The sequence below is a fragment of the Flexivirga alba genome (genome assembly GCF_042661025.1).
Taxonomy (GTDB): domain Bacteria; phylum Actinomycetota; class Actinomycetes; order Actinomycetales; family Dermatophilaceae; genus Flexivirga; species Flexivirga alba.
In genome coordinates this window covers 3,763,235-3,789,867 of record NZ_JBHSWH010000001.1, presented here as the reverse complement: position 1 = coordinate 3,789,867, position 26,633 = coordinate 3,763,235, and the positions used below count along the sequence as shown (strand labels likewise).

Sequence of the window (26,633 nt, the reverse complement as noted above, 5' to 3'; positions counted from 1 at the left end):
GACCCAGCAATGCCAGTGACGACGACCCGGCGCCCTACTGGCGTCACTCGTCCTCCCGCATAAGGACCTGTCATGCCACAACCTTCTCAGCACGACGGCTCGCCGGCCTGCCCCGACGTCCCGAAGCCGTTCGACCTGCGGTGGATCGGCACGGTAGATGTGATCTTGCCCCGTGTGCCGATGCCAGTCCCGTAGAAGACGTCCGAACCTGCTCACCGGGACAGGGGCGCCATACGGGCTACTTCGCCACGCCCAACTCAGCCTTCGCCTCAGACGCTGATCCCGATGTACTTGACCTCTAAGAACTCGTCGATGCCGGCGCTGCCACCTTCGCGACCCAGGCCGGACTCCTTGATCCCGCCGAACGGCGCCGCCGGGTTGGACACGACACCCTGGTTCAGCCCAACCATGCCGGACTCGATCTTCTCGGCCACCCGCAGCGCGCGGCGCAAGTCGTTGGTGAAGACGTAGGAGACGAGGCCGTATGGCGTGTCGTTCGCGGCCTCGATCACTTCCTCCTCCTCATCGAACGGAATGATCGAGGCGACCGGTCCGAAAATCTCCTCTTTCGCCATACGGGCATCGCCCGGGACATCGAGCAAAACCGTTGGGGGATAGAAGAATCCGGGTCCTTCGGGAGCCTTGCCGCCGGTGAGGACACGTGCGCCGCGCTCGGTGGCGTCGGCGACCAGCTCGATGACCTTCGCCCGTCCGGCGTCGTCGATCAGTGGTCCGACCTGGGTCCCGTCAGCGGTGCCAGGTCCGACCTGTAGCCCGCCCATGATGTCCGCGAGCCGCTTGGCGAAGTCCTCGGCGACACTGCGGTGCACGTAGATGCGGTTGGCCGCGGTGCACGCCTCGCCCATGTTGCGCATCTTCGCGGCCATCGCACCGGCCACTGCTTCTTCGAGGTCGGCGTCCTCGAAGACCAGGAACGGCGCGTTGCCGCCCAGCTCCATCGACGTGCGCATCACGTTGTCGGCGCACTGTGCGAGCAGCTTCTTGCCGACAGCGGTGGAGCCGGTGAAGGACAGCTTGCGTGCCTTGCCCGACTTGATCAGCGGCTCCATGACCTCGCCGGACCGGGTGCAGGTGACGATGTTGACCACTCCCGCCGGCACGCCCGCCTCGATGAGGATTTGCCCGAGCGCGAGCATCGACAGCGGGGTCTGCGCGGCCGGCTTGATGACGCTCGTGCACCCGGCGGCGATCGCCGGGCCGATCTTGCGGGTGCCCATCGCCATCGGGAAGTTCCAGGGTGTGATCAGCAGGCACGGGCCGACGGGTTGCTTGGTGACCAGGAACCGTGCGCCGCCTGCCGGCGCCGTCTGGTAGCCGCCATCGATGCGCAGCGCCTCGCCGGCGAAGTGGCGGAAGAACTCTGCGGCATACGTGATCTCACCGCGGGATTCGGCCAGCGGCTTGCCCATCTCGAGCGTCATCAGCAGCGCAAGATCGTCGATCCGCTCGTGGAGCAGGTCGAACGCCTTCATCAGCATGTCGTACCGCTCGCGCGGCGACGTCTCGGCGAAGGAGCGCTGTGCGGCGACAGCTGCGTCCAGGGCGCGCCGGCCGTCCTCGGGGAGGCGTCGGCGACCTGCGTCAACTCTGCACCGGTAGCCGGGTCGGACACCGAGAACGTCGCGTCTCCCGTCGCGGGGGACCACTTCCCGTCGATCAACAGATCGGTCGGAACCGCGCCCAGGACGCGTGCGGCGTCGGTCGATGCGGCGCTCGAATTGCTCATATCTGCACTCCCATCGCGTTAGTCTGATTGTCGACAATCTATCAAAATCTCATCAGAGGGAGGCCTCATGGCCCAGCTTTCCGGAGCACTCAAGCAGGCAACGCCCGTCATCGCGTCACACGGCGAGGGCCTGAATCTGTATGACGAGTCCGGCCGGCGGTACCTCGACTTCACCGCAGGCATCGGGGTGACCAGCACCGGGCACTGTCACCCGAAGGTGGTGGCGGCCGCTCAGGAGCAGGTCGGCAAGCTGATCCACGCGCAGTACACGACCGTGATGCACCGGCCGCTGCTGACGCTGGTCGAGCGACTCGGGGAGGTGCTACCGGCCGGGCTCGACCGATTGTTCTTCACCAACTCCGGCTCGGAGGCGGTCGAGGCCGCACTCCGCCTGGCGCGTCAGGCGACCGGTCGGCCGAACATCGTCGTCTTCCACGGCGGCTTCCACGGGCGCACCGTCGCGACGGCATCGCTGACGACGTCGCACACGAGGTACAGCGCCGGCTTCGCTCCGATGATGGCCGGCGTGCATGTGGCGCCGTTCCCGAATCCCACCTACTACGGCTGGAACGTCGAGCAGGCAACGGAATTCGCGCTCAAGGAGTTGGACCACGCGCTACAAACGCTTTCGCAGCCGAACGACACCGCAGCGTTCCTGGTCGAGCCGGTCCTCGGCGAGGGCGGCTACGTCCCCGGCAACACCGAGTTCTTCGCCGGCCTTCGCGAGCGGGCGGACAAGCACGGGATCCTGCTCGTCCTCGACGAGGTGCAGACCGGGTTCGGCCGCACCGGCAAGTTCTGGGCGCAGGAGCACTTCGGAGTGACCCCGGACATCATGGTCACCGCCAAGGGCATCGGCTCGGGATTCCCGCTGTCGGCCATCGCCGCATCGGCCGCCTTGATGGACAAGGCCTGGCCCGGCTCACAAGGGGTACGTACGGCGCCAACGCCGTCGCGTGTGCCGCGGCCATCGCGACGCTTGACGTCATACAGGAGGAGAACCTGGTCGACAACGCGGCGCAGCGCGGCGCCCAACTCATCGACGCGCTGCGGGCCACTGCCGGGAAGTATGACGAAATTCACGATGTGCGTGGTCTCGGCCTGATGATCGGCAACGAGTTCCGCGATGCGGACGGCAACCCCGACGGCTCAACCGCTGCAGCCGTGCAGCAGGAGGCGGCCCGACGCGGCTTGTTGCTGCTCAATTGCGGGCCGTGGGGCGAGGTGGTGCGCTTCATTCCGGCGCTGGTCGTGGACGAGGCCCAAATTGACGAGGCGGCGACATTGTGGGCAGAGTCGGTCGGTTCCGTTTTGCAGGGCGAAGCACGTTGACGTCCTGCCGGCGCCCCGAAAGCGGGCGGCGTAGCACCTGACAAGAAGTGCAAGATCCCTCAAGGAGGAGCACGCATGCCAGTGGATACGACCAAGGCCGCGGAGGCTGATGTCCCCGAGGTAGACGAAAAGACCCTCAGACGCGCAGTCGGCGCATCGATGATCGGTAACGCGACCGAGTGGTACGACTACGGCGTCTACGCCTACCTGACCACCGAGATCACCCACAACTTCTTCCCGAACGCCGGAAACGCCGCCACCCTGCTGGTCTACGCGGTCTCCTTCATCCTGCGCCCGTTGGGCGGCATCGTATGGGGACCCATCGGTGACCGGCTCGGTCGCAACAAGGTGATGGCGATGACCATCATCTTGATGTCGGTCGGCACGGCGCTGGTCGGCTTCATCCCGAGTTACCAGTCGATCGGCATCTGGGCGCCGATCTTCCTGGTGCTGCTCCGGGTCGTGCAAGGCTTCTCCACCGGTGGTGAATACGGCGGTGCCGCGACCTTCATGGCCGAGTACTCGCCGGACAAGAAGCGTGGCTTCTGGGGCTCGTTCCTGGAGTGCGGCACTCTGCTGGGCTTCAGCGGCGGCTTGGCGATCACGCTCATCCTGCGGGCGTCGCTCAGCGACGACCAGATGATGTCCTGGGGCTGGCGTATCCCGTTCCTGGTCGGCCTGCCGCTGGGCCTGGTCGGGCTCTACCTGCGCACCAAGATGGAGGACACCCCGGTCTTCCGCGAGCTGCAGGAGAACGACGAGGCGGAGCAGGCGGCCACCGGAGCGCTCAAGAACCTGTTCCGCGACTACTGGCAGCCCATCGTGCGTCTCTTCCTGATGGTGGTTGCGCTCAACATCGCCAACTACACCCTGTTGACCTACATGCCGACCTACATGAGCGGCTCGCTCGGCATCTCGGCAACCCAGTCCGACATCATTCTGCTCATCGGGCAGTTGATCATGGTGGCACTGATCTGGATTGCCGGGAGCACCTCCGACCGGGTCGGGCGCAAGCCGATGTGGTGGTTCTCGCTGGCAGCGATGTTTGTGCTCGCGGTGCCGTGTTTCTGGCTGATGGGCCAGGGTCTGGGGTGGGCCGTTGTCGGGTTCACCGTGCTCGGGCTGGTCTACTTGCCGCAGCTCGGCACGATCTCGGCGACCTTCCCGGCAATGTTCCCGGCGCACGTGCGCTACGCGGGTATGGCGATCAGCTACAACATCTCCACCGCGGCGTTCGGTGGCACGTCCGCGCTGGTGAACGACTGGATGGTCGGCTGGGGCGGCCGTTACATGCCGGCCTACTACATGATGGCCGCGATGATCATCGGCGCGATCGGCCTGGTGAAGGTGCCGGAGACCGCGGGTCGGTCGATCCGTGGACGTGGCACACCGGGCACCGAGGACGCGGAGGACGAGCAGCCTCGAGAGAAGTACGGCATACACAATGTGTCCGGAATCCGTGACGTGTCAAGGGAGTTCGGCGTCGGACGTCGCCGTCGCGACGAGTAAGCGCCCTACCTGAGCTCGGCGAGGACCGCTTCGGTGAACTCGGTGGTGGTTGCGGTTCCGCCGAGGTCCCGGGTGCGGGTCCCGGATGAGAGGACCTTGCCGAACGCTGCTTCAAGGGTGTCGGCCGCGTCGGGTTGACCCAGGTGGCGCAGCATCATGCCGCCGGCCCAGATCGCTGCGACCGGGTTGGCCAGGCCCTTGCCGGCGATGTCCGGGGCGCTGCCGTGGACCGGTTCGAAGAGTGACGGGTGCTCTCGCTCGGGGTTGAGGTTCGCGCTCGGAGCGACACCGAGCGAACCCGCAACAGCCGCAGCGAGATCGGAGAGAATGTCGCCGAACAGGTTGGACGCGACGATGACGTCCAAGCTCTCCGGGGCGAGGACCACGCGGGCCGCGAGCGCATCGACGAGCACCTTCTCCAGCGTGACGCCCGGGAACTCCGCGACCGTCTCGCGCGCGACCTCGTCCCAGAACGGCATCGTGTGGATGATGCCGTTGGACTTGGTCGCGGACACCAAACGACCGCTGCGTTCGGTGGCGCGCTCCGCCGCGAAACGCGTCACGCGAGACACCCCTTACGGGTGAAAATTGCTTCCTGCAAAGCCAATTCGTCCGGCTGCCCGCGGCGGAACCGGCCACCGATCTCGGAGTATTCGCCCTCGACGTTCTCGCGCACGACGAGCACGTCCAGCTTCTTGTCGCCTGCGAGCGGCGACGGTACGCCGGGCAGGGTGCGGCTGGGACGCAGGTTGACGTACTGATCGAACTCGCGCCGGATCGGGATGAGCAGGCCCCACAGCGTCACGTCGTCCGGGATGTCCACATCGCCCACTGCGCCGAGCAGTATGGCGTCGGCGTCGGCCATCTGCTCGAGCCCGTCGACGGGCAGCATGCGACCGTTGCTGCGGTAGTAGTCGGAACCCCAATCCCGTTCTCGCCATTGGATTTTGAAGCCATGGCGCTCGGCCACAGCATCGACGCACGCCGTTGCGGCGGGTGTGACCTCCTGACCGATTCCGTCGCCGGGAATGACATCGACCGTGTAGCTCGCAACCATGTCGCCGATGCTAGTGCGGTGCGGGCAAAGTTGCTTGACAGTCGCTTCGCGCCTGACAAACAACTTTTCCCACATCCGTACCTGCTCTATTTCTTACTCACTGCATTAGTTGCTGGGATCGGGTGGTGAGCGAGGAGTCGGGCAACGAGACGCTGCCGTCATACGTCCTGGGGTGGCGGGTCGGCGGGGGCTCGTGCCGGGCGCCGAGGATCAGTGCACTCGCGCTCACGACGAGGGCCATGCCGATCAGCTTCACAGGGGACAGGTGCTGGCCGAGCACGATCAGGCCGGCCAGCGCGGCGACGGCGGGCTCGAGTGAGAGCAGGATGCCGAAGACGTTGGGCGCCAGGCGTCGCAGCGCCACCATCTCCAAGGAGTAGGGAAGGACCGACGAGAGCACCGCGATGCCGACGCCCTTGAGCAAAGCCTCCCGACCGATCAGCTCGCTGCCTGCTTCGAACGCGCCGAAGGGCAGCACCACGACAGCGGCCAGAGCCATCGCGATCGCCAGGCCGTCCAGTCCGGCGAAGTGCTGCCCGGTCCGGCGCGAAGTCAGGATGTATGCCGCCCAGCACGCGCCGGCAGCCAATGCCAGCAGGATGCCGATGCCGTCGAGTTCGTGCCACGGAGTGTTGACGGCACCCGAGACGAGGACCACTCCGACGGCCGCGAGCCCCACGGCGGCAGCGTCACGCAGGTGACGGGACAGCACCGCGGAAAGCACCAGTGGACCGACGAATTCGATGGTGACGGCGACACCGATCGGCAGTCGTTGCAGTGATCCGTAGAAGCACCAGTTCATGGCCCCGAGCGCCAGCGCGTATGACGCAACGGCCGTCCAGTCCGCGCGGCTGCGACCCCGAAGGGACGGCCGCGTCCACGCGAGGACGACGACCGCGGCGAGGGCCAGTCGCAATGCGACCGACCCGGGCACGCCGACCAACGGCAGCAGGGTTGCAGCCAGGGCTCCGCCGAATTGCACGGAGAGGATGCCGCCGAGCACGAGGAGTGGCGCGGGGACCGGCCCAGCGCCACGCCGGCGTTCCATTATGTGTTGCTCGGGCGATGCCGAGCGGAGGACCTCATTGCAGTTGCCGGATGCGACCGACCTTGGTCAGGGTCTCGAGACGTTGGGGCGGCATGGTCTCCTCGACGACCTCCTCGCCGGTCGACGGCGCGTGCAGGATGCGTTCCGGCCCGGTGACGATGCCGACGTGGTGGATCTCCTTGCCCGGCTGCGCGAAGAAGTAGAGGTCGCCGGGGCGTGCTTCATCGATCGGGATGTCCTCGCAGGCGCGGAACTGGTCGCCGCCGTCTCGCGGGAAGAGGATGCCCAGCCGGCGCAGGCTGTAGTGGACGAGTCCGGAACAGTCCAGCCCCTTGGGGGAGATGCCACCCCACAGGTAGGACAGGCCGATGTGGGTACGTGCCTCGTCGAGGAAGGTGTCGACGGTTGGTGTGGCGCTGCCTGCGGGCAATTCGTCCAGCGACGTGCTGTCGACCGGTTGCAGGTGCGCCGTGCGGACGTAGCCCGGGTAGCCGGTGTCGCTGCCGTCATACGGCTGCCAGGGTGAGCTGACCTTGGTCCAGCCGCCGGAGTCGCCGGACGTGACGATGACCGGCTCGCCGTGCAGCAACTCGGAGTCGAAGCGGTCATAGAGGCCGAGGCGACCCTCTTCGAGAGTCGCCTTGTCATCCATGTCGGCCAGCCAGCGGGTGTGGTCGGGTCGATCTGCGATCAGCGGCGCATCGATCGGGCGGGGGAATCCGGTGTGGTCCACAGCCCGGTGATGTCGACGTTGACGAGTGCGAGGTTTGCTGCGTCGGTGTCGTTGCTCACGCTCTCATCCAAACACGGCCGTGCGGTGAGTTCACCACCCCCGGGACCGCCACTCCGCGAGATGCGGGCGCTCTGCGGCGAGCGTGGTGTCGTCGCCGTGCCCGGGGTAGACCCACGTGTTGTCGTCATACCGTCCGAAGATGCGTTGCTCGACGTCGTCGATGAGTTGTGGAAATGACTGGTAGTCATAGTGATTCGTCGCACCGACGCCGCCCGGGAAGAGCGAGTCCCCGGTGAAGAGGTGGGTCGTGCCGTCGGTGCCCCGCAAGGACAGCGCGATCGAGCCGGGCGTGTGCCCACGCAGCGCGACGACGTCGAACTGCAGGTCGCCGACCTGCAGAGTGTCGCCGTCGTTCAGGCGGCGGTCGACCGGGACTGGGAGATCGTCGGCGTCGTCCGCGCCGGCGAGTAGCTGTGCGCCCGTCTCGTGCGCGGCCTCGGGCAGCGCGCCGACGTGATCGAAGTGCCGGTGAGTAGTGGCCAGGTGGGTCACCCGGCCACCGTCGGCGGCGATCATCGCGCTGATGGCGGGCCACTCGTTCGCGGCGTCGATCAGCAGGGCGTCACCGGTGGCGACGTCGGTCACCAGATAGACGCTGTTGTGCATGTCGGAGACGCTGATCTTGCTGATCCGGGCGACCCCGATGTCTCGTATGGCGGGGGCGTCTCCGGGTGTCACGTGTCCGTCGTAGGTCATGCGGCTCTCCTCGGTGTTCGGGCGCTGATTCGGGGTTGTCGGTGGTGCGACCTAGCATGGCTTCGTGCCTTCGTCGACATCTCTCACCGTGCCAGCAAACCGAGGTCACGACCACCTTCGGGTGCGTGGCGCCCGCGAGCACAATCTTCGCAACATCTCCATCGACATTCCGCGGGACGCCCTTGTCGTCTTCACCGGCCTGTCCGGGTCCGGCAAGTCGTCGCTGGCCTTCGACACGATCTTCGCCGAGGGGCAGCGGCGGTATGTCGAGTCCTCTCGGCATACGCCCGGCAGTTCCTGGGGCAGATGGACAAGCCGGACGTCGACTTCATCGAGGGCTTGTCGCCGGCGGTCTCGATCGACCAGAAGTCGACCAACCGCAACCCGCGGTCGACCGTCGGCACCATCACCGAGGTCTACGACTACCTGCGCCTGCTGTTCGCGCGGGCCGGTCGCCCGCACTGCCCGGTCTGCGGCGAGCCGGTCGGCCGGCAGACTCCGCAGCAGATCGTCGACCAGTTGCTGACGCTCCCGGACCGGACGCGCTATCAGGTGCTGGCACCGGTGGTGCGCTCCCGCAAGGGCGAATATCTCGAGCTGTTCGCCGAGCTGCAGGCCAAGGGCTACTCCCGTGCGCGGGTCGATGGCGAGGTCGTCACGCTGACCGAGCCGCCGAAGCTGGCCAAGCAGAAGAAGCACACCATCGAGGTCGTCGTCGACCGGTTGGTTGCCAAGGAGGGCGACACCTCGGGCAAGCAGCGGCTGACCGACTCGGTCGAGACCGCGCTCGGCCTGGCCGGTGGAGTGCTGCTGGTGGACATGGTCGACCTGGACGCCGACGACCCGACGCGTGAGCGCCGGTTCTCCGAGAAGATGGCCTGCCCCAACGAGCACCCGCTGTCGATGGATGAGATCGAGCCGCGCTCGTTCTCCTTCAACAGTCCGTTCGGCGCCTGCCCTGCGTGCACCGGCATCGGCACCGAGCTCGAAGTCGACGTCGACCTGTTGATCCCAGACCAGGACAAGACGATCCGAGAGGGCGCGATCCTGCCCTGGGCGCAGGGTGCCCAGTCCTCGGACTACTTCCTGCGAGTCATCGGTGCCTTGGGGGAGGAGCAGAAGTTCTCCCTCGACATGCCCTGGCGCGCACTGCCGGAGCGAGCCAAGGAGTCGCTGCTCTACGGCAAGAACCACAAGGTGCACGTCCAATACCGCAACCGTTACGGCCGCGAACGCAGCTACTCGACCGGCTTCGAAGGTGTGGTCCCGTTCGTCAAGCGTCGGCATCAGGAGACTGAGTCGGACTGGAGCCGGGACCGTTACGAGGGCTACATGCGCGAGGTCCCGTGCCCCGTGTGCAACGGTGCACGACTCAAGCCCGAGTCGTTGGCCGTGACGATCGGCGGCCGCTCCATCGCAGAGGTGTGCGCGTTGCCGATCTCGCAGTCAGCCGGGTTCCTCGAGACGGTCGACTTCACGCCGCGGGAGCGGCAGATCGCCGAGCGGGTGATCCGCGAGGTCGACGCGCGGCTGGGGTTCCTGCTCGACGTCGGGCTCGACTACCTGTCCCTGGACCGGCCGGCGGCGACATTGTCCGGCGGCGAGGCACAGCGCATCCGGCTGGCGACCCAGATCGGCTCCGGCCTGGTCGGAGTCCTGTATGTGTTGGACGAGCCGTCGATCGGGTTGCACCAGCGCGACAACCACCGGCTGGTTGAGACGCTGACCCGGCTGCGCGACCTCGGCAACACGCTGATCGTCGTCGAGCACGACGAGGACACCATCGCCACCGCCGACTGGGTGGTCGACATCGGCCCGGGCGCGGGGAGCACGGTGGCAACGTCGTCTACTCCGGCCCGGTCAAGGGATTGCTCGACCAGCCTGACTCGATCACCGGCGCCTATTTGTCGGGCCGGCGCGAGATTCTCACCCCCGCGATCCGACGGCCGCAGGACGGCCGAGAGATCGTCGTGCGCGGTGCTCGCGAGCACAACCTGCAGGACGTCGATGTCGCCATACCCCTCGGCAATCTGGTTGCGGTCACTGGTGTTTCGGGTTCCGGTAAGTCGACGCTGGTCAACGCGATCCTCTACAACGTGCTGGCCAACCAGCTCAACGGCGCCCGGCACGTGCCCGGCCGGCACCGGACGGTCGAGGGCCTCGACCACCTCGACAAGGTCGTGCACGTCGACCAGGGTCCGATCGGCCGGACACCACGAAGCAACCCGGCGACCTACACCGGGGTCTTCGACAGTGTCCGCAAGTTGTTCGCCGAGACCACCGAGGCGAAGGTCCGCGGCTACCAGCCGGGACGCTTCTCGTTCAACGTCAAGGGCGGTCGCTGCGAGGCGTGCAGCGGTGACGGAACGCTGAAGATCGAGATGAACTTCCTGCCGGACGTCTACGTCCCGTGCGAGGTGTGCCACGGCGCGCGCTACAACCGGGAGACGCTCGAAGTCCACTTCAAGGGCAAGACGATCGCCGACGTGCTCAACATGCCGATCGAGGAGGCCAAGGACTTCTTCGCGGCGGTGCCGGCGATCGCGCGGCACATGAACACCCTGGTCGATGTCGGGCTCGGTTATGTGCGACTCGGGCAGCCGGCGCCGACGCTGTCCGGTGGGGAGGCCCAGCGCGTCAAGCTCGCAGCGGAGTTGCAGAAGCGGTCGACCGGCCGAACGATCTACGTTCTCGACGAGCCGACGACGGGCCTGCACTTCGAGGACATCCGCAAGCTGCTCGGGGTGCTGCAGGGTCTGGTCGACAAGGGCAACACCGTGATCGTCATCGAGCACAACCTCGACGTGATCAAGTCCGCCGACTGGATCGTCGACATGGGTCCCGAAGGCGGTTACCGCGGCGGGACAGTCGTTGCCACTGGCACGCCGGAGGACGTCGCCGAGGTCGCTGATAGTTACACCGGGCAATACCTCGGTCCGCTGCTCGCGAAGTCCACCCGCGCCGAGCGTCCCTCTCAAACGGCGCGCAGTGGCAAGCCTGCTGCCACGAAGGCGACGACCAAGAAGACGACGACCAAGAAGACGACGGCCAAGACGGCCACGACAAAGAAGGCGGCGACGCGAAAGCGCACGGCGGCAGCAACAGCGAAGTCGGCGAAGCCCGCGGCCACCGCGAAGGCGACACGAAGCAAGCCGGTCGGCCGCGCAGCAAGGTCGAAATAATCACCGCTTGCACAGCAAGTCCACAGAGCCCGGTCACCTATTGATCATTCAACGACTGCATGCTGGTGGGCATGACTACGGACAACACCGAGGCCTCCGAAACAGCACTGCCGACAGGCACCGATCGCCGGACGGTCCTGCGCTCCGCGGGCCTGGCGGGCGGGGCCGTGGCCGCAGCCGGAGCCCTGGCCGCATGCGGCGGCTCGAGCGGATCGTCGGGTGCGAGCCAACCAGCGGCCGGCGCCGCCGGTGGCGGTGCGACACATGCGACGGCTTCCGGGCAAGGCGTTGCGACATCCAAGGTGCCGGTCGGCAGCGGCATCATCGACAACGACCTCAAGGCGGTCGTCACACAGCCGGCCACGGGCGAGTTCAAGGCCTTCAGCTACATCTGCACCCACCAGGGTTGCCCCGTTACCCAGGTCAGCGGCGACACCATCAGTTGCCCGTGCCACGGCAGTCAGTTCAGCACCAAGGACGGCTCGGTGAAACAAGGTCCGGCGACCAAACCCCTGACCCCGATGACCGCCACGGTCAAGGGCTCCCAAGTCATCGTCAGCTGACCCCTTCATCCCGAATGCCCTCACACCTGGGGTGCGGGAGTGTCGGGGCCGGTCCATAGAGTGGAGTCGTGGCTGATCCGTCGACCTACCGCCCCAAGCCCGGGGAGATCCCGGTCGATCCTGGCGTCTACAAGTTCCGCGACAAGGACGGCCGGGTCATTTATGTCGGCAAGGCCAAGTCGCTGCGCAGCCGATTGTCGTCATACTTCCAGGACATCGCGGCGCTGCACCCGCGCACCAGGACGATGGTCACGACCGGCGCGAGCGTCGAGTGGACCGTGGTGCGCAACGAGGTCGAGGCGCTGCAGCTCGAATACTCCTGGATCAAGGAGTTCGACCCGCGCTTCAACGTCAAGTACCGCGACGACAAGTCCTACCCGTATCTCGCGGTGACCATGGGCGAGGAGTTCCCGCGGGCTCAGGTCATGCGCGGCTCCAAGCGCAAGGGCACCCGCTACTTCGGGCCCTACGCACACGCCTGGGCGATCCGCGAGACCCTCGATCAGTTGCTGCGTGTCTTCCCGGTGCGCACCTGCAGCAGCGGCGTGTTCAAGCGGGCGGGACAGGTCGGGCGGCCGTGCCTGCTCGGCTACATCGACAAGTGCTCGGCTCCGTGCGTCGGTCGGGTGACCGAGGACGAGCACCGCGCGATAGCCGAGGAGTTCTGTGACTTCATGGCCGGCAACACCGGCCGGTTCGTCAAGCGCCTGCAACGCGAAATGCGTGCTGCCAGTGCCGATCTCGACTTCGAGACCGCCGCCCGGCGACGTGACGACATCGCGGCCCTGGAGAAGGCATTGGAGCGCTCGGCTGTCGTCCTTCCGGACGCCACCGACGCCGATGTTTTCGGCATCGAGGACGACGAGCTGGAGGCGGCGGTGCAGGTCTTCCACGTCCGCGGCGGGCGGATCCGGGGCCAGCGCGGCTGGGTGGTCGACAAGCAGAGCGAGGGCGATCTCGGCCTCGCCGACGTCATCGAGCGACTGCTCGGCCAGGTCTACGGCGGGGAGTCGGCCGAGGGCGTGCCACGTGAAGTCCTCGTCCCCGCCCTTCCGCCGGAGCCCGACGCGATGGCCGAGTTGTTGAGCGAGATCCGCGGGTCGCGCGTCGAGTTGCGTATGCCGCAGCGTGGTGACAAGCGGACGCTGATGGAGACCGTCAACCGCAACGCCAAACAATCGCTGGCTCGGCACAAGGTCGCGCGGGCGGGCGACCTCACCGCACGGAGCCAGGCTTTGCAGGACCTGCAGGACGCGCTCGAGCTCCAGCAGGCACCGCTACGGATCGAATGCTTCGACGTCAGCCACGTTCAAGGCACCAACGTGGTCGCCTCGATGGTGGTCTTCGAGGACGGACTGCCCCGTAAAGGCGAATACCGCCGCTTCATCGTGCGCGGCACGCCCCAGGAGGACGGGTCCGTGCGGCTGGACGACACCGCGGCGATGGACGAGATCCTCACCCGGCGCTTCCGGCACTACTTGCAGGACCGTGACAATGCAGGCGACATCGAGCTGGACGAAGCCGGTGACGAGCCGGGGTCCGGCAGCGGTCCGATCGACGAAATGACCGGCAAACCCAAGAGATTCGCCTACCCGCCGCAGCTCGTCGTCGTCGATGGCGGCAAACCCCAAGTCGATGCCGCGTCCCATGCGCTGGAGATGCTCGGCATCGACGACGTCGCGGTCGTCGGCCTGGCGAAGCGACTGGAGGAGGTCTGGCTGCCCGGTGACGACTTCCCGGTGATCCTGCCGCGGACCAGCGATGGGCTCTATCTGTTGCAACGGGTCCGTGACGAGGCGCACCGCTTCGCGATCACCTTCCACCGGCAGCGCCGGTCCAAAGCGATGACCAAGTCGGCGCTGGACGACATACCCGGCCTGGGTGCGGTGCGACGCAAGACGTTGCTGCGTGAATTCGGGTCGGTCAAGCGGTTGCGTGCGGCGTCGGTCGAGCAGATCGAGGCGGTGCCGGGCATCGGTCCGACGCTCGCCGCTACGGTGCATTCACACCTGCGAGAGGATGACGCCACAACACCTGCGGTCAACCTCACGACCGGTGAAGTGCTCGACGACAAGCTCGACGACAAGGAGACCACCCGATGAACGACGTGGAGGAGTCCCCGGAGCTGGCGCCGGAGCTCATCGTTGTCACCGGCATGAGCGGCGCCGGCCGCACCACCGCGGCCAACGTGCTGGAGGACCGGGGCTGGTACGTCATCGACAACCTGCCGCCACAGTTGCTGGTGGCGATGGCCGATCTGCTGGCCAAACAGGGCATCGAGAACCGCGAGTCCGTGCCGAAGCTCGCAGCCGTCGTCGACGTCCGGTCCCGGGAGTTCTTCACCGACTTCCGCGAAGGCCTGGATCACCTGCGGGACGAAGGATGGCGCCCGACGGTCATCTTCATGGACGCCACCGACGAGGCCCTCGTGCGGCGCTTCGAGTCCGTGCGCCGGCCGCACCCGCTGCAGGCGGAGGGACGCCTCCTGGACGGCATACAGGAGGAGCGCGAAGCGCTGCGTGACCTGCGCGCGACCGCCGACATCCTGATCGACACCAGCGGGCTCAACGTCCACCAGCTCAGCAGCAAGGTCCGCGAGTTCGTCGGGGGAGACGACGGCCCGGCGCTGCGCATCGCCGTCATGTCGTTCGGTTTCAAGTACGGCATTCCGCTGGATGCCGACCTCGTCTTCGACATGCGTTTCTTGCCCAATCCCTTCTGGAATCCGCAACTTCGGCCGCACACCGGTCAGGAGTCGATCGTCGCCGACTATGTCCTGGCGCAGCCCGGTGCCAAGGAGTTCCTCGACCGCACGCTCAGCCTGCTGGAGCCGATGACCGCGGGATACCTGCGTGAGGGCCGTAGCTATGTCACCCTCGCAGTCGGCTGCACCGGCGGCAAGCATCGTTCGGTCGCGATGGCCGAGGCGCTGGCCGACCGGCTCAACTCCCGCGACGTGAAGTCACTCGTCGTGCACCGCGATCTGGGGCGCGAATAGCATGCCGCGCCGACCTGCCGTCGCCGCACTCGGTGGCGGTCACGGACTCTTCGCATCCCTGCAGGCCCTCCAGTTGGTCACCGACAAGATCACCGCGATCGTGACGGTCGCCGACGACGGCGGCTCCAGCGGTAGGCTGCGGGAGGAGTTCGACATCCTGCCGCCCGGTGACCTACGGATGGCACTCGCCGCGCTCTGTGACAACTCCGAGTGGGGCCTGCAGTGGGCCGACGCGTTGCAACATCGGTTCGCGGGCGAGGGACCGCTCGGTGGGCACTCCCTGGGCAATCTCATCATCGCGTCGCTGTGGGATCTGCTCGGCGAACCCATCGCCGGACTCGACCTCGTCGGTCGGCTGCTGGGTGCACGTGGCCGCGTGCTGCCGATGGCCGCCGAGCCACTACGCATCGAAGCCAGCGTGCTGGGCGCCGACCCGGAGCAACCGGACGAGGTCACCGAGATCCGTGGCCAGGTCGAGGTCGCCTCGACACCGGGTCGTGTCCTCGGCGTACGACTCAACCCCGACCCGCCGCTGGCCTGCCAGGAGGCTGTCGAAGCCGTGTATGACGCAGACTGGGTGATCCTGGGCCCGGGCTCGTGGTTCACCTCGGTGATGCCACACCTGCTCGTGCCCGACCTGCGAGAGGCGCTGGTGCACACCACCGCCAAGCGGATGCTCACCCTCAACATGGTCATGGACACCGGTGAGACCACCGGCTTCAGCGCCTCCGATCACCTCGAAGTGCTGGCCGCGCACGCACCCGAGTTGCATCTCGATGTCGTTCTCGCCGACCCGACAGTGGTGCTCGACGGGGAGACCAATTGCGTTCCACTGCCCAATCACTAGGCGCGGAAGTAGTTTTCGCGGACGTGGCAGACTCTGATCGACCGGGCGCGCACGACACCTTGCGCCTGGCAGCGGCATATCGTGATGTGGTGGAGTGACGGGTTCGCGTCGCCGCGCCACGTAGCATGTGCAGACCGCACGGGCTCTGTTTGAATCACTGCATTAGGAACTGAAACGACATGTCGATGACCGCAGCCGTCAAGGACGAACTCAGCAGACATGTCGTCACGAAAACGTGCTGCCGCAAGGCAGAGATTTCGGCGATGCTGCGGTTCGCGGGCGGTCTGCACATCATCGGTGGCCGGATCGTCATCGAGGCTGAGCTGGACACGGCAGCGGCGGCGCGCAGGCTGCGCCAGGCGATCGCCGATCTCTACAGCCAGACTCCGCAGGTGCTGGTGATGAGTGGCGGCGGGCTGCGACGCGGCAGCCGTTACATCGTGCGGGTGGCGCAGGACGGTGAAGCACTCGCCCGGCAGACCGGCCTGATCGACCATCGCGGCCGGCCGGTACGTGGCCTGCCGCCGCGCGTCGTCAATGGCTCGATCTGTGACTCCGAAGCCGCCTGGCGTGGTGCCTTCCTCGCGCACGGCTCGCTCACCGAGCCGGGCCGCTCGTCGTCGATGGAGGTCACCTGCCCGGGGCAGGAAGCCGCGCTGGCGCTCGTCGGAGCTGCCCGCCGGCTGGGTGTCCAGTCCAAGGCGCGTGACGTGCGCGGTGTCGACCGGGTCGTCATACGCGACGGTGACGCCATCGGCGTGATGCTCACCCGGCTGGGCGCAACCGACGCGTTCATGGCGTGGGAGGAGCGGCGGATGCGCCGCGAGGTGCGTGCGACAGCCAACCGGCTCGCCAACTTCGACGACGCCAACCTGCGTCGCTCGGTCGAGGCCGCGGTCCAGGCCGGCAGCCGCGTCGAGCGTGCGCTGGAGATCCTCGCCGACGAAGTGCCGGACCACTTGGCCGAAGCCGGCCGACTGCGGCTGACCCACAAGGAGGCCAGCCTGGAAGAGCTCGGTCAGAAGGCGGATCCGCCGATGACCAAGGACGCCGTGGCCGGTCGCATCCGACGCTTGCTGGCGATGGCCGACAAGCGCGCCAGCGACCTCGGCATACCCAACACCGAGGCTGCGCTGACGGCAGACATGCTCGATCAGTGACCATTCGGCAGGACGCGTTCCTGCCGGCGCGCGTCATCAAATAGGGTCGGTGGTGTCGCTCCGGTGGGTGCCAGTTCCGGCACCGCCTCAGACGCACATCACCTGACCAACAGAAAGGGATGAGTCGCCCGTGACCGTCCGCGTGGGAATCAATGGCTTCGGCCGCATCGGCCGCAACTTCTTCCGGGCGGTTGTCGCGTCCGGTGCCGACATCGAGATCGTCGGCGTCAACGACCTGACCGACAATGCCTCCCTGGCCCGTCTGCTCAAGTACGACTCCATCCTGGGGCGCTTCCCCGGCGACGTGACTTCCACGGACACCGACATCACCGCCGGCGACCGGACCTTCAAGGCGTTCGCCGAGCGTGACCCGGCCAAGCTCCCGTGGGGCGAGCTGGGCGCCGACGTGGTGATCGAGTCGACCGGCATCTTCACCGACGCCGAGAAGGCCAAGGTGCACATCGACGGCGGTGCCAAGAAGGTCATCATCTCGGCTCCCGCCAAGAATGAAGACATCACCATCGTGATGGGTGTCAACGACGGCGACTACGACGCCGCGAAGCACACGATCATCTCCAACGCGTCGTGCACCACCAACTGTCTCGGCCCGATGGCCAAGGCACTCAACGACGAGTTCGGCATCGTCAAGGGCCTGATGACGACCATCCACGCCTACACCCAGGACCAGAACCTCCAGGACGCACCGCACAAGGACCCGCGCCGTGCACGCGCTGCGGCGATCAACATCGTGCCGACGTCCACCGGTGCGGCCAAGGCGATCGGCCTGGTGCTTCCGGAGCTCAAGGGCAAGCTCGACGGCTACGCGCTCCGCGTGCCGACCCCGACCGGATCGGCCACCGACCTGACCTTCGAGGCCGGTCGCGAGACCACCGTCGAAGAGGTCAACGCCGCTGTGCAGAAGGCCGCCGACGGCAAGTTCCTGCGTTACACGGAGGACCCGATCGTGTCCTCGGACATCGTCACCGACCCGGCGTCGTGCATTTTCGACTCGGGCCTGACCAAGGTCATCGGCAACCAGGTGAAGGTCGTCGGCTGGTACGACAACGAGTGGGGCTACTCCAACCGCCTCGCCGACCTCGTGCAGCTCGTCGGCAAGAGCCTCTGAGCACCATGCGAACGATCGACGACCTGGGCAACCTGTCCGGCAAGACCGTGCTGGTCCGCAGCGACCTCAACGTCCCACTGAATGACGCCGGTGAGATCACCGACGACGGACGTGTTCGTGCGTCGGTGCCGACCATCAAGAAGCTGGCCGACGCGGGTGCCCGGGTCGTCGTGTGCGCGCACCTGGGCCGGCCCAAGGGCACGCCCGACCCCAAGTTCTCCTTGCGGCCGGTGGCCGACCGGCTCTCCGAACTGCTGGGTTTCCCAGTGCTGTTCGCCACCGACACGGTGGGGGAGTCCGCGAACGAAACCGTCGACAAGCTGCACAAGGGTGAGGTCGCGCTCTTGGAGAACCTCCGGTTCAACCCGGGGAGACCAGCAAGGACGACGCCGAGCGTGGCGCGTTCGCCGACGAGCTGAGTCATCTGGCCGACGCCTACGTCTCCGACGGGTTCGGCGTCGTGCACCGCAAGCAGGCCAGCGTCTACGACATCGCCGAGCGGTTGCCGCAGGCAGCGGGTGGCCTCGTCGAGACTGAGGTCGGTGTGTTGCGCCGGCTGACGATGTCACCGCAGCGCCCGTATGCCGTTGTGCTCGGCGGTGCGAAGGTCAGCGACAAGCTCGGAGTGATTGAGAACCTCCTGGGCAAGGCCGACATGCTGCTGATCGGTGGTGGCATGGTCTTCACCTTCCTGGCGGCGCAGGGCTACGAGGTCGGCAAGAGCCTCCTCGAACAAGACCAGATCGGCCGGGTCAAGGGTTACCTGGCCGAGGCCGAGAATCGCGGCGTCAAGATTGTGCTGCCGACCGATGTGGTTGCGGCCACCGAGTTCTCGGCCGACGCCGACCACGAGGTCGTGGCGGCGGACGCCATACCGGCCGACTGGATGGGTCTGGACATCGGCCCGGAGTCGGCGAAGGCATTCGCCGACGCGATCGGCAGCGCCAGGACGGTCTTCTGGAACGGCCCGATGGGCGCGTTCGAGATGGCGCCGTATGCCGACGGGACCAAGGTCCTCGCGCAGGCGCTGGCCGATGTCACCAAGGCCGGTGCGCTCACCGTTGTCGGCGGCGGCGACTCGGCTGCGGCCGTTCGTCAGCTCGGCTTCGCGGACGACGACTTCGGGCACATCTCGACCGGTGGCGGTGCGAGCCTGGAATTCCTGGAGGGCAAGACCCTGCCCGGCCTGAGCGTGTTGGAGGACTGAGCGGTGGCTGACAAGAAGGACACTCCGGCGGGACGTATTCCGCTGATCGCCGGCAACTGGAAGATGAACCTGGACCACCAGCGGGCGACCGTCGTCGTGCAGAAGCTGGACTGGACGCTGAAGGACAAGCGGCACGACCACGCCGAGACCGAGGTCGCCGTGATCCCGCCCTTCACCGACATCCGGTCGGTGCAGACGCTCATCGACGGCGACCGGCTGAAGCTGCAGCTCGGCGCGCAGGACCTGTCGCCATATGACTCGGGTGCCTACACCGGTGACATCTCCGGTGAGTTCCTGGCCAAGCTCGGCTGCTCCTACGTCATCGTCGGACACAGCGAGCGTCGCACGATCCATCAGGAGACCGACGAGATCGTCAATGCGAAGGTCAAGGCGGCGCTGCGGCACGAGCTGACACCGATACTGTGCGTCGGCGAGCCGCTCGAGGTCCGTAAGGAGGGCGCTCAGGTCGCACACATCGTCGCCCAGTTGACCGCTGCTCTCGACGGCATCGCCGCCGCTGACGTTGCGTCTCTTGTCGTGGCCTACGAGCCGATCTGGGCGATCGGCACCGGTGAGGTGGCGACGCCCGACGACGCGCAGGAGGCGTGCGCCGCGCTGCGCAACACGGTCGCCGACCTCTACTCCGGTGATGTCGCAGACCAAGTCCGATTCCTCTACGGCGGCTCGGTGAAGTCCGGCAACGTCGCGTCGATCATGGCGCGGGAAGATGTCGACGGTGCGCTGGTCGGCGGTGCGTCACTGGATCCCGCGGAGTTCGCCGCGATCTGTCGCTTCAAGGCGCACCAGGGTGCGGTGCTCTAACTGCCGCCCGTAACGCACTGTCGGCGCAACTTTCCGGCGCACGGGCGTGTAACGTTGTCCAAGGTGCTCGGTCAGCGCCGATCAAGTTTCTCGACGTGAAGGTGAGTCTCCAGCGTGGACGGCATGCGCATCGCGCTCCAGGCAGTAGTAATCGTCAGCAGCCTGTTCCTGGTGCTGCTGATTCTGATGCACAAGGGCAAGGGCGGCGGCCTCTCCGACATGTTCGGTGGCGGTGTCAGCAGCAGCCTCGGTGGGTCGTCCATTGCGGAGCGCAACCTCAACCGATTGACGATCATCGCCAGCATCATCTGGCTGGCAGCCATCGTCGGCCTGGGCCTGGTCGCGCGCTTCCAGTAGCCCCCACCCTCACCTTTCCCCGTTCCAATCCCGACGCCGTCAAGGAGCAATCGTGGCCGGTGGCAATGCAATTCGAGGTAGTCGTGTCGGCGCCGGCCCGATGGGCGAGGCCGAACGTGGCGATGCAGCTCCTCGAGTAGTCGTCTCCTACTGGTGCTCCAACGGCCACGAGACCCGCCCGAGCTTCGCGCAGGAGGCGGGCCTCGCGGTGCCAGAGACCTGGGACTGCCCGCGCTGCGGCCTGCCGGCCGGTCAGGACGAGGCGAACCCGCCTGCAGCACCGCGCGCCGAGCCCTACAAGACGCACCTCGCCTACGTGAAGGAGCGTCGCTCCGACGAAGAGGGTGCGGTCATCCTCGACGAGGCGCTCGACACGTTGCGCCAGCGGGGCCTGATCCAGTAATTCCTCAGGAGGCGTCGGTCGCGGCCTGCAGGTCGGCGATCACGATCTTCTGCATGCCCATCAGCGCTTGTATGGCGGCCGGGCCGGTCAGCAACTCGCCCAGGTTCGCCGGCAGAATCTGCCAGCTCACGCCGTACTTGTCCTTGCACCAACCGCACTGCTCCGACTCGGGAACCGCGGACAGCGCCTGCCAGTAGCGGTCAATCTCCGCTTGGTCCGCGCAGGCGACCGTGAACGAGATTGCCTCGTTGAAGGTGAACGCCGGGCCACCGTCGAGGCAGACGAATTCCATTCCGGCCAGGGTGAATCGGCCGTTGATGACCTTTCCCGCCATACCCTTGTAGTGCTCGTCCAGCGACTCGTCGGGGTAGCGGTCGATGCCGTCGACGTGCGAATCCGGGAACAGGCCGACGTAGAAGTTCATCGCCTCCTCCGCGTTGTCGTGGAACCACAAGCAGGGCTTGATGGTGGACTGCACGGTGGCCATCACAGAGCCCCGTCCGAGAGAAGGCCATCCAGCTTGGCGTAGCCGTCGTTGACGCCCACCTCCATGCCGCTGGCCAGCCAACCGTCGCGGGCCTCGAACGACTCGACGAGCGACTGGGCGTGCAGTCGGGTGCGGCCATCGCCGAGGTCCTCGAAGGTCAACGTGTCCAGCGAGACGCCTTCCGGCATACCTTCCCAGGTGAATGTCTGCACGATGCGACTGTCGCCGACCTCGTGGAAGCTGCCGTGGAAGGCGTAGCTCTCGCCACCCCGCTTGTTCAGGAAGCGCCAGCTGCCGCCGGTGCGGGCATCCCAGTAGTCGATCTCAGTGCTGATGTCGTCCGGGCCGACCCAGCGTGCGTAGAGGTCGGGGTCGGTGTGCGCCTTGATCAGTTGCGCCGGAGTTGCGTTGAAATCGCGGGTGATTCGAATGATCGGGAGCTTCTCGTCCGCCTCGATCACAGCCTCGCGGATGTCGGTGGTGCTCATGATGCGTTGCCCTTCTGTTCGGGAGTGCTGCGGTCGTTCAGTTCGTCGAGCAGTGCGTCCAACCGCTGGTAACGCTGCTCGGCCTGGCGCTGGTAGCGCTCGATCCACTTGTTCATCAGGTCGAATACCTCTGCTTCCAGATGGACCGGACGTCGTTGCGCCTCTTTACTGCGCGAGACCAGGCCGGCGCCCTCGAGCACCTTCAGGTGCTTGGACACGGCCTGGAGGCTCACGTCGTACGGCTCGGCAAGCTCGCTGACCGTGGCATCCGCCTCGGTCAGCCGAGCGACGATGTCGCGCCGCGTCGGGTCGGCGAGTGCCGAGAACACCTGGGAGAGCTGATCCATCGGCTCGACCTTTCCGGTTATCAACCAATTGATTGAATAGCAGAAGCGTAGGTCGGCGCCAAACGGTTGTCAACCATTCGGTTGAATTAGATTCTCAGTGGCGGGTGGCGGCCGGTCTCTGGGACGCCGTCTATCTCGCCGTACACGAAGGACCGGTGCGGGAGCTCATCGCTGATGTTTGGAACCGCGTAGCTCGAGCGCGCGTCGATCACTAGAGTCTGCGCGAGCATCCGGAACATTCTGAGGGGACACCCATGAGCAACAACGACCCATATTCGACACCGCAGGACGGTCAACAGCCACCGGGCTACGGCCAGCAGCCGCAATATGGCGGGCAACCGCCGCAGTATGGCGCTCCGCAGGGCTATGGCCAGCAGCCGCAGTACGGCGCTCCGCAGGGCTACGGGCAGCAGCCGCAGTACGGCGCTGCGCAGGGCTATGGCCAGCCGTACACCGGACAGCCGCAGCAGTTCGGTGCGATGCCGCCGCTCGCGAACTGGGGACAGCGGGTCGGTGCCTACCTGATCGACGGTCTCGTGATGTTGCCGGGATACCTGCTGGTGATTCCCGGCTACGTGATGCTCTTCTCTTCCCTGAACACGACCAACGAGTGCGACACCGCCGGCTACTGTCACACGACGACAACCGGCTCGCCGTCGCCGGCGTCATTCGTCCTGATACTGCTCGGCTTCCTGGTGGTGCTCGGCCTACAGATCTGGAACCGCTGGATCAAGGGCGGCAAGGGCCAATCGATCGGCAAGAAGGCGCTGGGCATCTCGTTGATCAGCGAGTCGACCGGTCAGCCGATCGGGGCCGGTATGGCGTTCGTTCGCGACCTGGCGCACATGCTGGACGGGATCGCGTGTTACATCGGCTACCTGTGGCCGTTGTGGGACGCCAAGCGGCAGACGTTCTCGGACAAGGTGATGAACACCGTCGTCATACAGGGCCCGCCGCCGGGGCAGAAGCACTGAGCGACCGGTTGTTTCACTCGCGGTAGTTCTCGACGACATCGACGGGTCGCTCGGTCGCGTCGCTCGGGTTCTGGTCGAACTCCTGGCGCGCCTGGCGCTGTCGTAAGAGGTCCCAGAGCTGGTCGAGCTGCACCTCTGCCTTGCGCAGTTGCGCGTGCTCCTCGGGCGCTGTGATCTCGCCCTTGCCGAGCCTGGTGCGCAGCTCATGCTCGGTCGCGATCAGTTCAGTGATGTGCTCTCGGATCGACTGGTCATCCATGCCACTCATCGTGGCACTCGCTGGGGTGCCGTGTCAGTGATCCGGAGCGCCGTCCGGGAGCTTCGCGGCGGCAGCATCGTCGAGCCACCAGATCGTGTCGTGCTGACCGTGGACCCCCGCAGCGGGGACGTCCCAGCGGTCCGCGTCGGGCGCATGCGCGGCCGCGACAGAGTCGGCCTTCTCCGCGCCGGCCACGAGCAGCCAGACCTGGCGGCTGCGGTTGAGGCACTCGAACGTCAGCGACACCCGGTCCGGCGGGGGCTTGGGGGAGTCGTGGACGGGGATCGCGATGGCGTTCTCGGTGCGCTGAGCGGGGTGGTGCGGGAAGAGCGATGCGACGTGACCGTCCGGACCCATGCCCAGCATCACGACGTCGAACACCCCGTCGCCCGGCTTCGGTGCGCGGATGGCCGCCGAGTATGCCGCGGCAGCTGCCTCCGCATCGGCGACCTCGTCCGGACCGGCGACCCGGTGGATGTTCTCAGCTGGCACCGGCAACGCGCTCAGCGCCGACTGGTCGGCCTCCATGTCGTTGCGGTCCGGCGAACCCGCCGGCACGAAGCGTTCGTCGCCCCACCAGAAGTGCACGCTCGACCAGTCGACCCCGGTCGCGTCGGGCAATGACTGCAACGACAGGCCGCCCATGGAGCCGCCGGTGAGCACGACGTGCGCGACACCCCGATCGCTTTGTGCTGCAACGATTTCAGCGACGAGGCGGTCGGAGATCGCCTTGCCCAACTCATCCTTCGTGTTGCGCTTCTCGACGGTCATGACGTCACCTTCTTGCGGCGAGCGGGAACGTCGGTGACTCGCGGGAGCCCCTTGACCAGTGCCTCCTTGTAGACCACGTCCTCGCCGAGCCGGTTGAGTTCCTCGGCGAGCGACTCGGCCGTGCCCGGACGCGTCAGGTCGAGCTGTCGCTCCGGCTGGCCGGGTTGGGTGAGAGTGCCCGTCCGGCGATCCGGCCGAACCAGCTCGATGGACCCGGACTTGCGCTCCATGCGCACATTGACCAACCCGGTGCCGGGCTTGGACTGCGCCCGGCGCACCGGACACTTGAGTCGCACCGCGAGCCAACCGGCCAACAGGTCCGTGCTGGCCGAGTCCGAAGCTCCGGTGACAGTGACTTCGGTCACCGGCTCGTATGGCGGCAGGTCGAGCGCTGTCGCCAGCAGGCCACGCCACCGGGTGGTGCGCGACCACGCCATGTCGGTGTCGCCACCGGCGTAGTCGTCGCGCCTGCGCTGCAACGCTTTTCGCGGACTTTTGGTCAGCGACGCGTCGGTGATCCGCCGGCTTGCGAGTCGGCCTATGGGTGAGGAGGCGACGTCCTGGGCGACATTGGGCCACCAGGCGACCACGGGAGTGTCCGCCGCGAGTAGCGGCGTCACGACGCTCGCTCCGTGTTTGGTCAGCTCGCCGAACAGGCGCAACACGATGATCTCGCTGCCGCCGGCGTCGTTGCCGAGTCGGACCTGCGCGTCGAGGCGACTGGCACCTCGTGCGCTGCCGGTGACCAGCGCGATGATCCGGCTGGGGTGCTGGCGACTGGCGTGGATCGCGCATTCGAGAGCGTCATCGGCATCGGCCTCGTCGACCACGATGATCAGCGTCATCACCCGGCCGAGCGTCATGGTGCCGGTCTCGTCGCGCAAGCGGACCAGCTGCTTGCTGACATCTTTTGTCGTCGTACCCGGCAGGTCGGCGATCACGGCAGCCTCCACTCACGTCCGTCGCGGGCGAGCAACTCGTCCGCGCTGTGCGGTCCCCAGGTGCCCGCTTCGTAGCCCTCCGGTCGCCCCTTGCGGGCCCAGAAGCGCTCGACCGGGTCCAGGATCTGCCACGACAGCTCGACCTCTTCGTGTCGCGGGAAGAGCGGCGGCTCGCCCAGCAGGACATCCAGGATCAGCCGCTCGTAGGCCTCGGGACTGGACTCAGTGAAGGCGCTGCCGTAGCCGAAATCCATTGTCACGTCACGGACTTCCATCGAGCCCGCACCCGGCACCTTCGATCCGAAGCGGATCGTGGTGCCTTCGTCCGGCTGCACTCGTATGACGATGGCGTTCTGCCCCAGCTCCTCGGTCGCCGTGTCGGCGAACGGCAGGTGCGGCGCACGTTTGAAGATCACCGCGATCTCGGTGACCCGCTTGCCGAGTCGCTTGCCGGTGCGCAGATAGAACGGAACACCGGCCCAGCGCCGGGTGTGCACGTCGAGCTTCACGGCGGCATACGTCTCGGTCGTCGACTTCGGGTCGATGCCGTCCTCGGTGAGGTAGCCGATGACCTTCTCGCTGCCCTGCCAGCCGGCGGTGTACTGACCACGCGCGGTGGCGGTGGCGAGATCGTCGGGCAGCCGGACCGCGGCCAGCACCTTCTCCTTCTCGGCGCGCAACTGATCGGCACCGAAGGAGTTCGGTTGCTCCATCGCGGTGAGCGCGAGCAACTGCAGCAAGTGATTCTGTATGACGTCGCGTGCGGCGCCGATACCGTCGTAATAGCCCGCACGGCCCGCGATGCCGATGTCCTCGGCCATCGAGATCTGCACGTGATCGACGTAGTGCGAATTCCAGACCGGCTCGAAGAGCTGGTTCGCGAAACGCAACGCCAGCAGGTTCTGGACGGTCTCCTTGCCGAGATAGTGATCGATCCGGAAGATCGCGTCGGCTGGGAAGACCCGCTCCAGGGTCGCATTGAGCTCTCGTGCGCTGGCCAGGTCGTGGCCGAACGGCTTCTCGATGACCACCCGGCTCCACGAGCCGTTCTTCGGCCGGGCCAGACCCGAGCGATCGAGCTGGGAGCAGACCGTCTCGAACGCGCCGGGCGGGATCGACAGGTAGAAGCCGGTGTTCCCGTCGGTGCCGCGCTCTTCGTCGAGCTGCCGCAGCGTCTCGGCGAGTTCGTCGAATGCCGCGTCGTCGTCGAAACTGCCGTGCACGAAACGCAGGCCGTTCTCGAGGTTGCGCCATACCTCCTCGCGGAAGGGCGTCCGGGCCCCGGCACGCACGGCGTCCTTGACGATGCGTGCGAAGTCCTGGTCCTCCCAGTCCCGCCGGGCGAAGCCGACGAGCGAGAAGCCCGGCGGCAGCAGCCCTCGGTTGGTCAGGTCGTAGATCGCGGGGAGCAACTTCTTGCGGGCCAGATCGCCGGTGACGCCGAACATCACCAGGGCGCACGGCCCGGCGATCTGGGGAAGCCGACGGTCGTCGGCCTGCCGCAATGGGTTGACCCCCG

23 protein-coding genes and 4 pseudogenes are annotated in these 26,633 nt (G+C 66.7%); 14 read left to right on the top strand and 13 right to left on the bottom strand.

Features of this window, described 5'->3' with window-relative positions; genetic code table 11:
• Positions 1-269 precede the first annotated feature (269 nt).
• Positions 270-1,747: pseudogene (locus tag ACFQDH_RS18780) on the bottom strand (NAD-dependent succinate-semialdehyde dehydrogenase).
• A 67-nt stretch (positions 1,748-1,814) separates the two neighbouring features.
• Between ACFQDH_RS18780 and ACFQDH_RS18775 the strand changes: the two are divergent.
• Together ACFQDH_RS18775 and ACFQDH_RS18770 are read left to right on the top strand one after the other, a co-directional pair.
• Positions 1,815-3,079, top strand: a pseudogene (locus tag ACFQDH_RS18775) (aspartate aminotransferase family protein).
• 75 nt (positions 3,080-3,154) lie between these two features.
• Positions 3,155-4,588 (top strand): MFS transporter, encoded by a 1,434-nt coding sequence (locus tag ACFQDH_RS18770; protein WP_382403912.1) that lies wholly within the window; start codon positions 3,155-3,157, stop codon positions 4,586-4,588.
• 5 nt (positions 4,589-4,593) lie between these two features.
• Here ACFQDH_RS18770 and ACFQDH_RS18765 read toward each other — a convergent pair whose 3' ends face one another.
• The 5 genes from ACFQDH_RS18765 to ACFQDH_RS18745 all read right to left on the bottom strand — a co-directional run bounded on the left by ACFQDH_RS18765 (position 4,594) and on the right by ACFQDH_RS18745 (position 8,182).
• The gene (locus ACFQDH_RS18765; protein ID WP_382403911.1) at positions 4,594-5,151 is read right to left on the bottom strand and encodes an isocitrate/isopropylmalate family dehydrogenase; all 558 of its coding nucleotides are present in this window, start codon (positions 5,149-5,151) and stop codon (positions 4,594-4,596) included.
• On the bottom strand, positions 5,148-5,645 hold the full coding sequence (locus ACFQDH_RS18760) for an isocitrate/isopropylmalate family dehydrogenase (protein WP_382403910.1): 498 nt from the start codon (positions 5,643-5,645) through the stop codon (positions 5,148-5,150). The genes ACFQDH_RS18765 and ACFQDH_RS18760 overlap by 4 nt, the downstream gene beginning before the upstream one ends.
• A 97-nt stretch (positions 5,646-5,742) precedes the next feature.
• A complete protein-coding gene (locus ACFQDH_RS18755; RefSeq protein ID WP_382403909.1) occupies positions 5,743-6,693 on the bottom strand; it encodes an EamA family transporter in 951 nt (316 codons plus the stop codon).
• 34 nt (positions 6,694-6,727) lie between these two features.
• Entirely contained in the window at positions 6,728-7,426 is a 699-nt protein-coding gene (locus ACFQDH_RS18750; RefSeq protein ID WP_382403908.1) for a C40 family peptidase, read from the bottom strand.
• A gap of 90 nt (positions 7,427-7,516) precedes the next feature.
• Positions 7,517-8,182 (bottom strand): MBL fold metallo-hydrolase, encoded by a 666-nt coding sequence (locus tag ACFQDH_RS18745; RefSeq protein ID WP_382403907.1) that lies wholly within the window; start codon positions 8,180-8,182, stop codon positions 7,517-7,519.
• An 88-nt stretch (positions 8,183-8,270) separates the two neighbouring features.
• On the opposite strand from ACFQDH_RS18745, the pseudogene uvrA reads away from it, so the two are divergent.
• From uvrA to ACFQDH_RS18690, 11 genes and pseudogenes are all read left to right on the top strand, one after another.
• Positions 8,271-11,364, top strand: a pseudogene (gene uvrA / locus ACFQDH_RS18740) (excinuclease ABC subunit UvrA).
• A gap of 71 nt (positions 11,365-11,435) precedes the next feature.
• Complete coding sequence (locus ACFQDH_RS18735) at positions 11,436-11,927, top strand: Rieske (2Fe-2S) protein (protein WP_382403906.1); 492 nt, start codon at positions 11,436-11,438, stop codon at positions 11,925-11,927.
• Positions 11,928-11,995: 68 nt separating this feature from the next.
• The gene (gene uvrC, locus ACFQDH_RS18730; RefSeq protein ID WP_382403905.1) at positions 11,996-14,029 is read left to right on the top strand and encodes an excinuclease ABC subunit UvrC; all 2,034 of its coding nucleotides are present in this window, start codon (positions 11,996-11,998) and stop codon (positions 14,027-14,029) included.
• Positions 14,026-14,925, top strand: a complete 900-nt coding sequence (rapZ, locus tag ACFQDH_RS18725; RefSeq protein WP_382403904.1) for an RNase adapter RapZ — start codon at positions 14,026-14,028, stop codon at positions 14,923-14,925. The genes uvrC and rapZ overlap by 4 nt, the downstream gene beginning before the upstream one ends.
• A 1-nt stretch (position 14,926) precedes the next feature.
• Positions 14,927-15,772 carry a gluconeogenesis factor YvcK family protein gene (locus ACFQDH_RS18720; protein ID WP_382403903.1) on the top strand — a complete coding sequence of 282 codons (846 nt, stop codon included), beginning with the start codon at positions 14,927-14,929 and terminating at the stop codon, positions 15,770-15,772.
• 179 nt (positions 15,773-15,951) lie between these two features.
• Positions 15,952-16,932 carry a DNA-binding protein WhiA gene (gene whiA, locus ACFQDH_RS18715; protein WP_382403902.1) on the top strand — a complete coding sequence of 327 codons (981 nt, stop codon included), beginning with the start codon at positions 15,952-15,954 and terminating at the stop codon, positions 16,930-16,932.
• Between the two features lie 130 nt (positions 16,933-17,062).
• Positions 17,063-18,058, top strand: a complete 996-nt coding sequence (gene gap, locus ACFQDH_RS18710; protein WP_382403901.1) for a type I glyceraldehyde-3-phosphate dehydrogenase — start codon at positions 17,063-17,065, stop codon at positions 18,056-18,058.
• Positions 18,059-18,063: 5 nt separating this feature from the next.
• A pseudogene (locus tag ACFQDH_RS18705) lies at positions 18,064-19,265 on the top strand (phosphoglycerate kinase).
• Positions 19,266-19,268: 3 nt separating this feature from the next.
• Positions 19,269-20,087: a triose-phosphate isomerase gene (gene tpiA, locus ACFQDH_RS18700; protein WP_382403900.1), complete on the top strand. Its 819-nt coding sequence runs from the start codon at positions 19,269-19,271 to the stop codon at positions 20,085-20,087.
• A gap of 114 nt (positions 20,088-20,201) precedes the next feature.
• Positions 20,202-20,444 (top strand): preprotein translocase subunit SecG, encoded by a 243-nt coding sequence (gene secG, locus ACFQDH_RS18695; protein WP_382403898.1) that lies wholly within the window; start codon positions 20,202-20,204, stop codon positions 20,442-20,444.
• Between the two features lie 52 nt (positions 20,445-20,496).
• A complete protein-coding gene (locus ACFQDH_RS18690) occupies positions 20,497-20,847 on the top strand; it encodes an RNA polymerase-binding protein RbpA (protein ID WP_382403897.1) in 351 nt (116 codons plus the stop codon).
• Positions 20,848-20,851: 4 nt separating this feature from the next.
• Here ACFQDH_RS18690 and ACFQDH_RS18685 read toward each other — a convergent pair whose 3' ends face one another.
• Genes ACFQDH_RS18685 through ACFQDH_RS18675 form a run of 3 tightly spaced genes read right to left on the bottom strand, consistent with a single transcriptional unit; the run spans position 20,852 to position 22,169 of the window.
• A complete protein-coding gene (locus ACFQDH_RS18685) occupies positions 20,852-21,334 on the bottom strand; it encodes a VOC family protein (RefSeq protein ID WP_382403896.1) in 483 nt (160 codons plus the stop codon).
• Complete coding sequence (locus tag ACFQDH_RS18680) at positions 21,334-21,822, bottom strand: SRPBCC family protein (RefSeq protein ID WP_382403895.1); 489 nt, start codon at positions 21,820-21,822, stop codon at positions 21,334-21,336. The genes ACFQDH_RS18685 and ACFQDH_RS18680 overlap by 1 nt, the downstream gene beginning before the upstream one ends.
• Positions 21,819-22,169 (bottom strand): ArsR/SmtB family transcription factor, encoded by a 351-nt coding sequence (locus ACFQDH_RS18675; protein ID WP_382403894.1) that lies wholly within the window; start codon positions 22,167-22,169, stop codon positions 21,819-21,821. The genes ACFQDH_RS18680 and ACFQDH_RS18675 overlap by 4 nt, the downstream gene beginning before the upstream one ends.
• A gap of 254 nt (positions 22,170-22,423) precedes the next feature.
• Between ACFQDH_RS18675 and ACFQDH_RS18670 the strand changes: the two genes are divergently transcribed.
• The gene (locus tag ACFQDH_RS18670; protein WP_382403893.1) at positions 22,424-23,143 is read left to right on the top strand and encodes an RDD family protein; all 720 of its coding nucleotides are present in this window, start codon (positions 22,424-22,426) and stop codon (positions 23,141-23,143) included.
• 13 nt (positions 23,144-23,156) lie between these two features.
• On the opposite strand, the gene ACFQDH_RS18665 is transcribed toward ACFQDH_RS18670, so the two are convergent.
• The 4 genes from ACFQDH_RS18665 to zwf are packed head-to-tail and all read right to left on the bottom strand — an operon-like array spanning position 23,157 to position 26,619.
• Positions 23,157-23,402 (bottom strand): DUF2630 family protein, encoded by a 246-nt coding sequence (locus ACFQDH_RS18665; RefSeq protein WP_382403892.1) that lies wholly within the window; start codon positions 23,400-23,402, stop codon positions 23,157-23,159.
• A 33-nt stretch (positions 23,403-23,435) separates the two neighbouring features.
• The gene (pgl, locus tag ACFQDH_RS18660; protein WP_382403891.1) at positions 23,436-24,173 is read right to left on the bottom strand and encodes a 6-phosphogluconolactonase; all 738 of its coding nucleotides are present in this window, start codon (positions 24,171-24,173) and stop codon (positions 23,436-23,438) included.
• Complete coding sequence (locus ACFQDH_RS18655) at positions 24,170-25,114, bottom strand: glucose-6-phosphate dehydrogenase assembly protein OpcA (protein ID WP_382403890.1); 945 nt, start codon at positions 25,112-25,114, stop codon at positions 24,170-24,172. Before ACFQDH_RS18655 ends, pgl begins: the two co-directional genes overlap by 4 nt.
• Positions 25,111-26,619, bottom strand: coding sequence for a glucose-6-phosphate dehydrogenase (gene zwf / locus ACFQDH_RS18650; protein WP_382403889.1), 1,509 nt, complete (start codon positions 26,617-26,619; stop codon positions 25,111-25,113). Before zwf ends, ACFQDH_RS18655 begins: the two co-directional genes overlap by 4 nt.
• Positions 26,620-26,633: the final 14 nt, after the last annotated feature.

Excerpts from the sequence above, each read along its gene's own strand:
- ACFQDH_RS18770 (WP_382403912.1), top strand. The coding sequence starts at position 3,155 with ATGCCAGTGGATACGACCAAGGCCGCGGAGGCTGATGTCCCCGAGGTA.
- ACFQDH_RS18760 (WP_382403910.1), bottom strand. The coding sequence starts at position 5,645 with ATGGTTGCGAGCTACACGGTCGATGTCATTCCCGGCGACGGAATCGGT.
- ACFQDH_RS18755 (WP_382403909.1), bottom strand. The coding sequence starts at position 6,693 with ATGGAACGCCGGCGTGGCGCTGGGCCGGTCCCCGCGCCACTCCTCGTG.
- ACFQDH_RS18745 (WP_382403907.1), bottom strand. The coding sequence starts at position 8,182 with ATGACCTACGACGGACACGTGACACCCGGAGACGCCCCCGCCATACGA.
- ACFQDH_RS18735 (WP_382403906.1), top strand. The coding sequence starts at position 11,436 with ATGACTACGGACAACACCGAGGCCTCCGAAACAGCACTGCCGACAGGC.
- rapZ (WP_382403904.1), top strand. The coding sequence starts at position 14,026 with ATGAACGACGTGGAGGAGTCCCCGGAGCTGGCGCCGGAGCTCATCGTT.
- ACFQDH_RS18720 (WP_382403903.1), top strand. The coding sequence starts at position 14,927 with ATGCCGCGCCGACCTGCCGTCGCCGCACTCGGTGGCGGTCACGGACTC.
- whiA (WP_382403902.1), top strand. The coding sequence starts at position 15,952 with ATGTCGATGACCGCAGCCGTCAAGGACGAACTCAGCAGACATGTCGTC.
- ACFQDH_RS18685 (WP_382403896.1), bottom strand. The coding sequence starts at position 21,334 with ATGGCCACCGTGCAGTCCACCATCAAGCCCTGCTTGTGGTTCCACGAC.
- ACFQDH_RS18680 (WP_382403895.1), bottom strand. The coding sequence starts at position 21,822 with ATGAGCACCACCGACATCCGCGAGGCTGTGATCGAGGCGGACGAGAAG.
- ACFQDH_RS18675 (WP_382403894.1), bottom strand. The coding sequence starts at position 22,169 with ATGGATCAGCTCTCCCAGGTGTTCTCGGCACTCGCCGACCCGACGCGG.
- ACFQDH_RS18670 (WP_382403893.1), top strand. The coding sequence starts at position 22,424 with ATGAGCAACAACGACCCATATTCGACACCGCAGGACGGTCAACAGCCA.
- ACFQDH_RS18665 (WP_382403892.1), bottom strand. The coding sequence starts at position 23,402 with ATGGATGACCAGTCGATCCGAGAGCACATCACTGAACTGATCGCGACC.
- pgl (WP_382403891.1), bottom strand. The coding sequence starts at position 24,173 with ATGACCGTCGAGAAGCGCAACACGAAGGATGAGTTGGGCAAGGCGATC.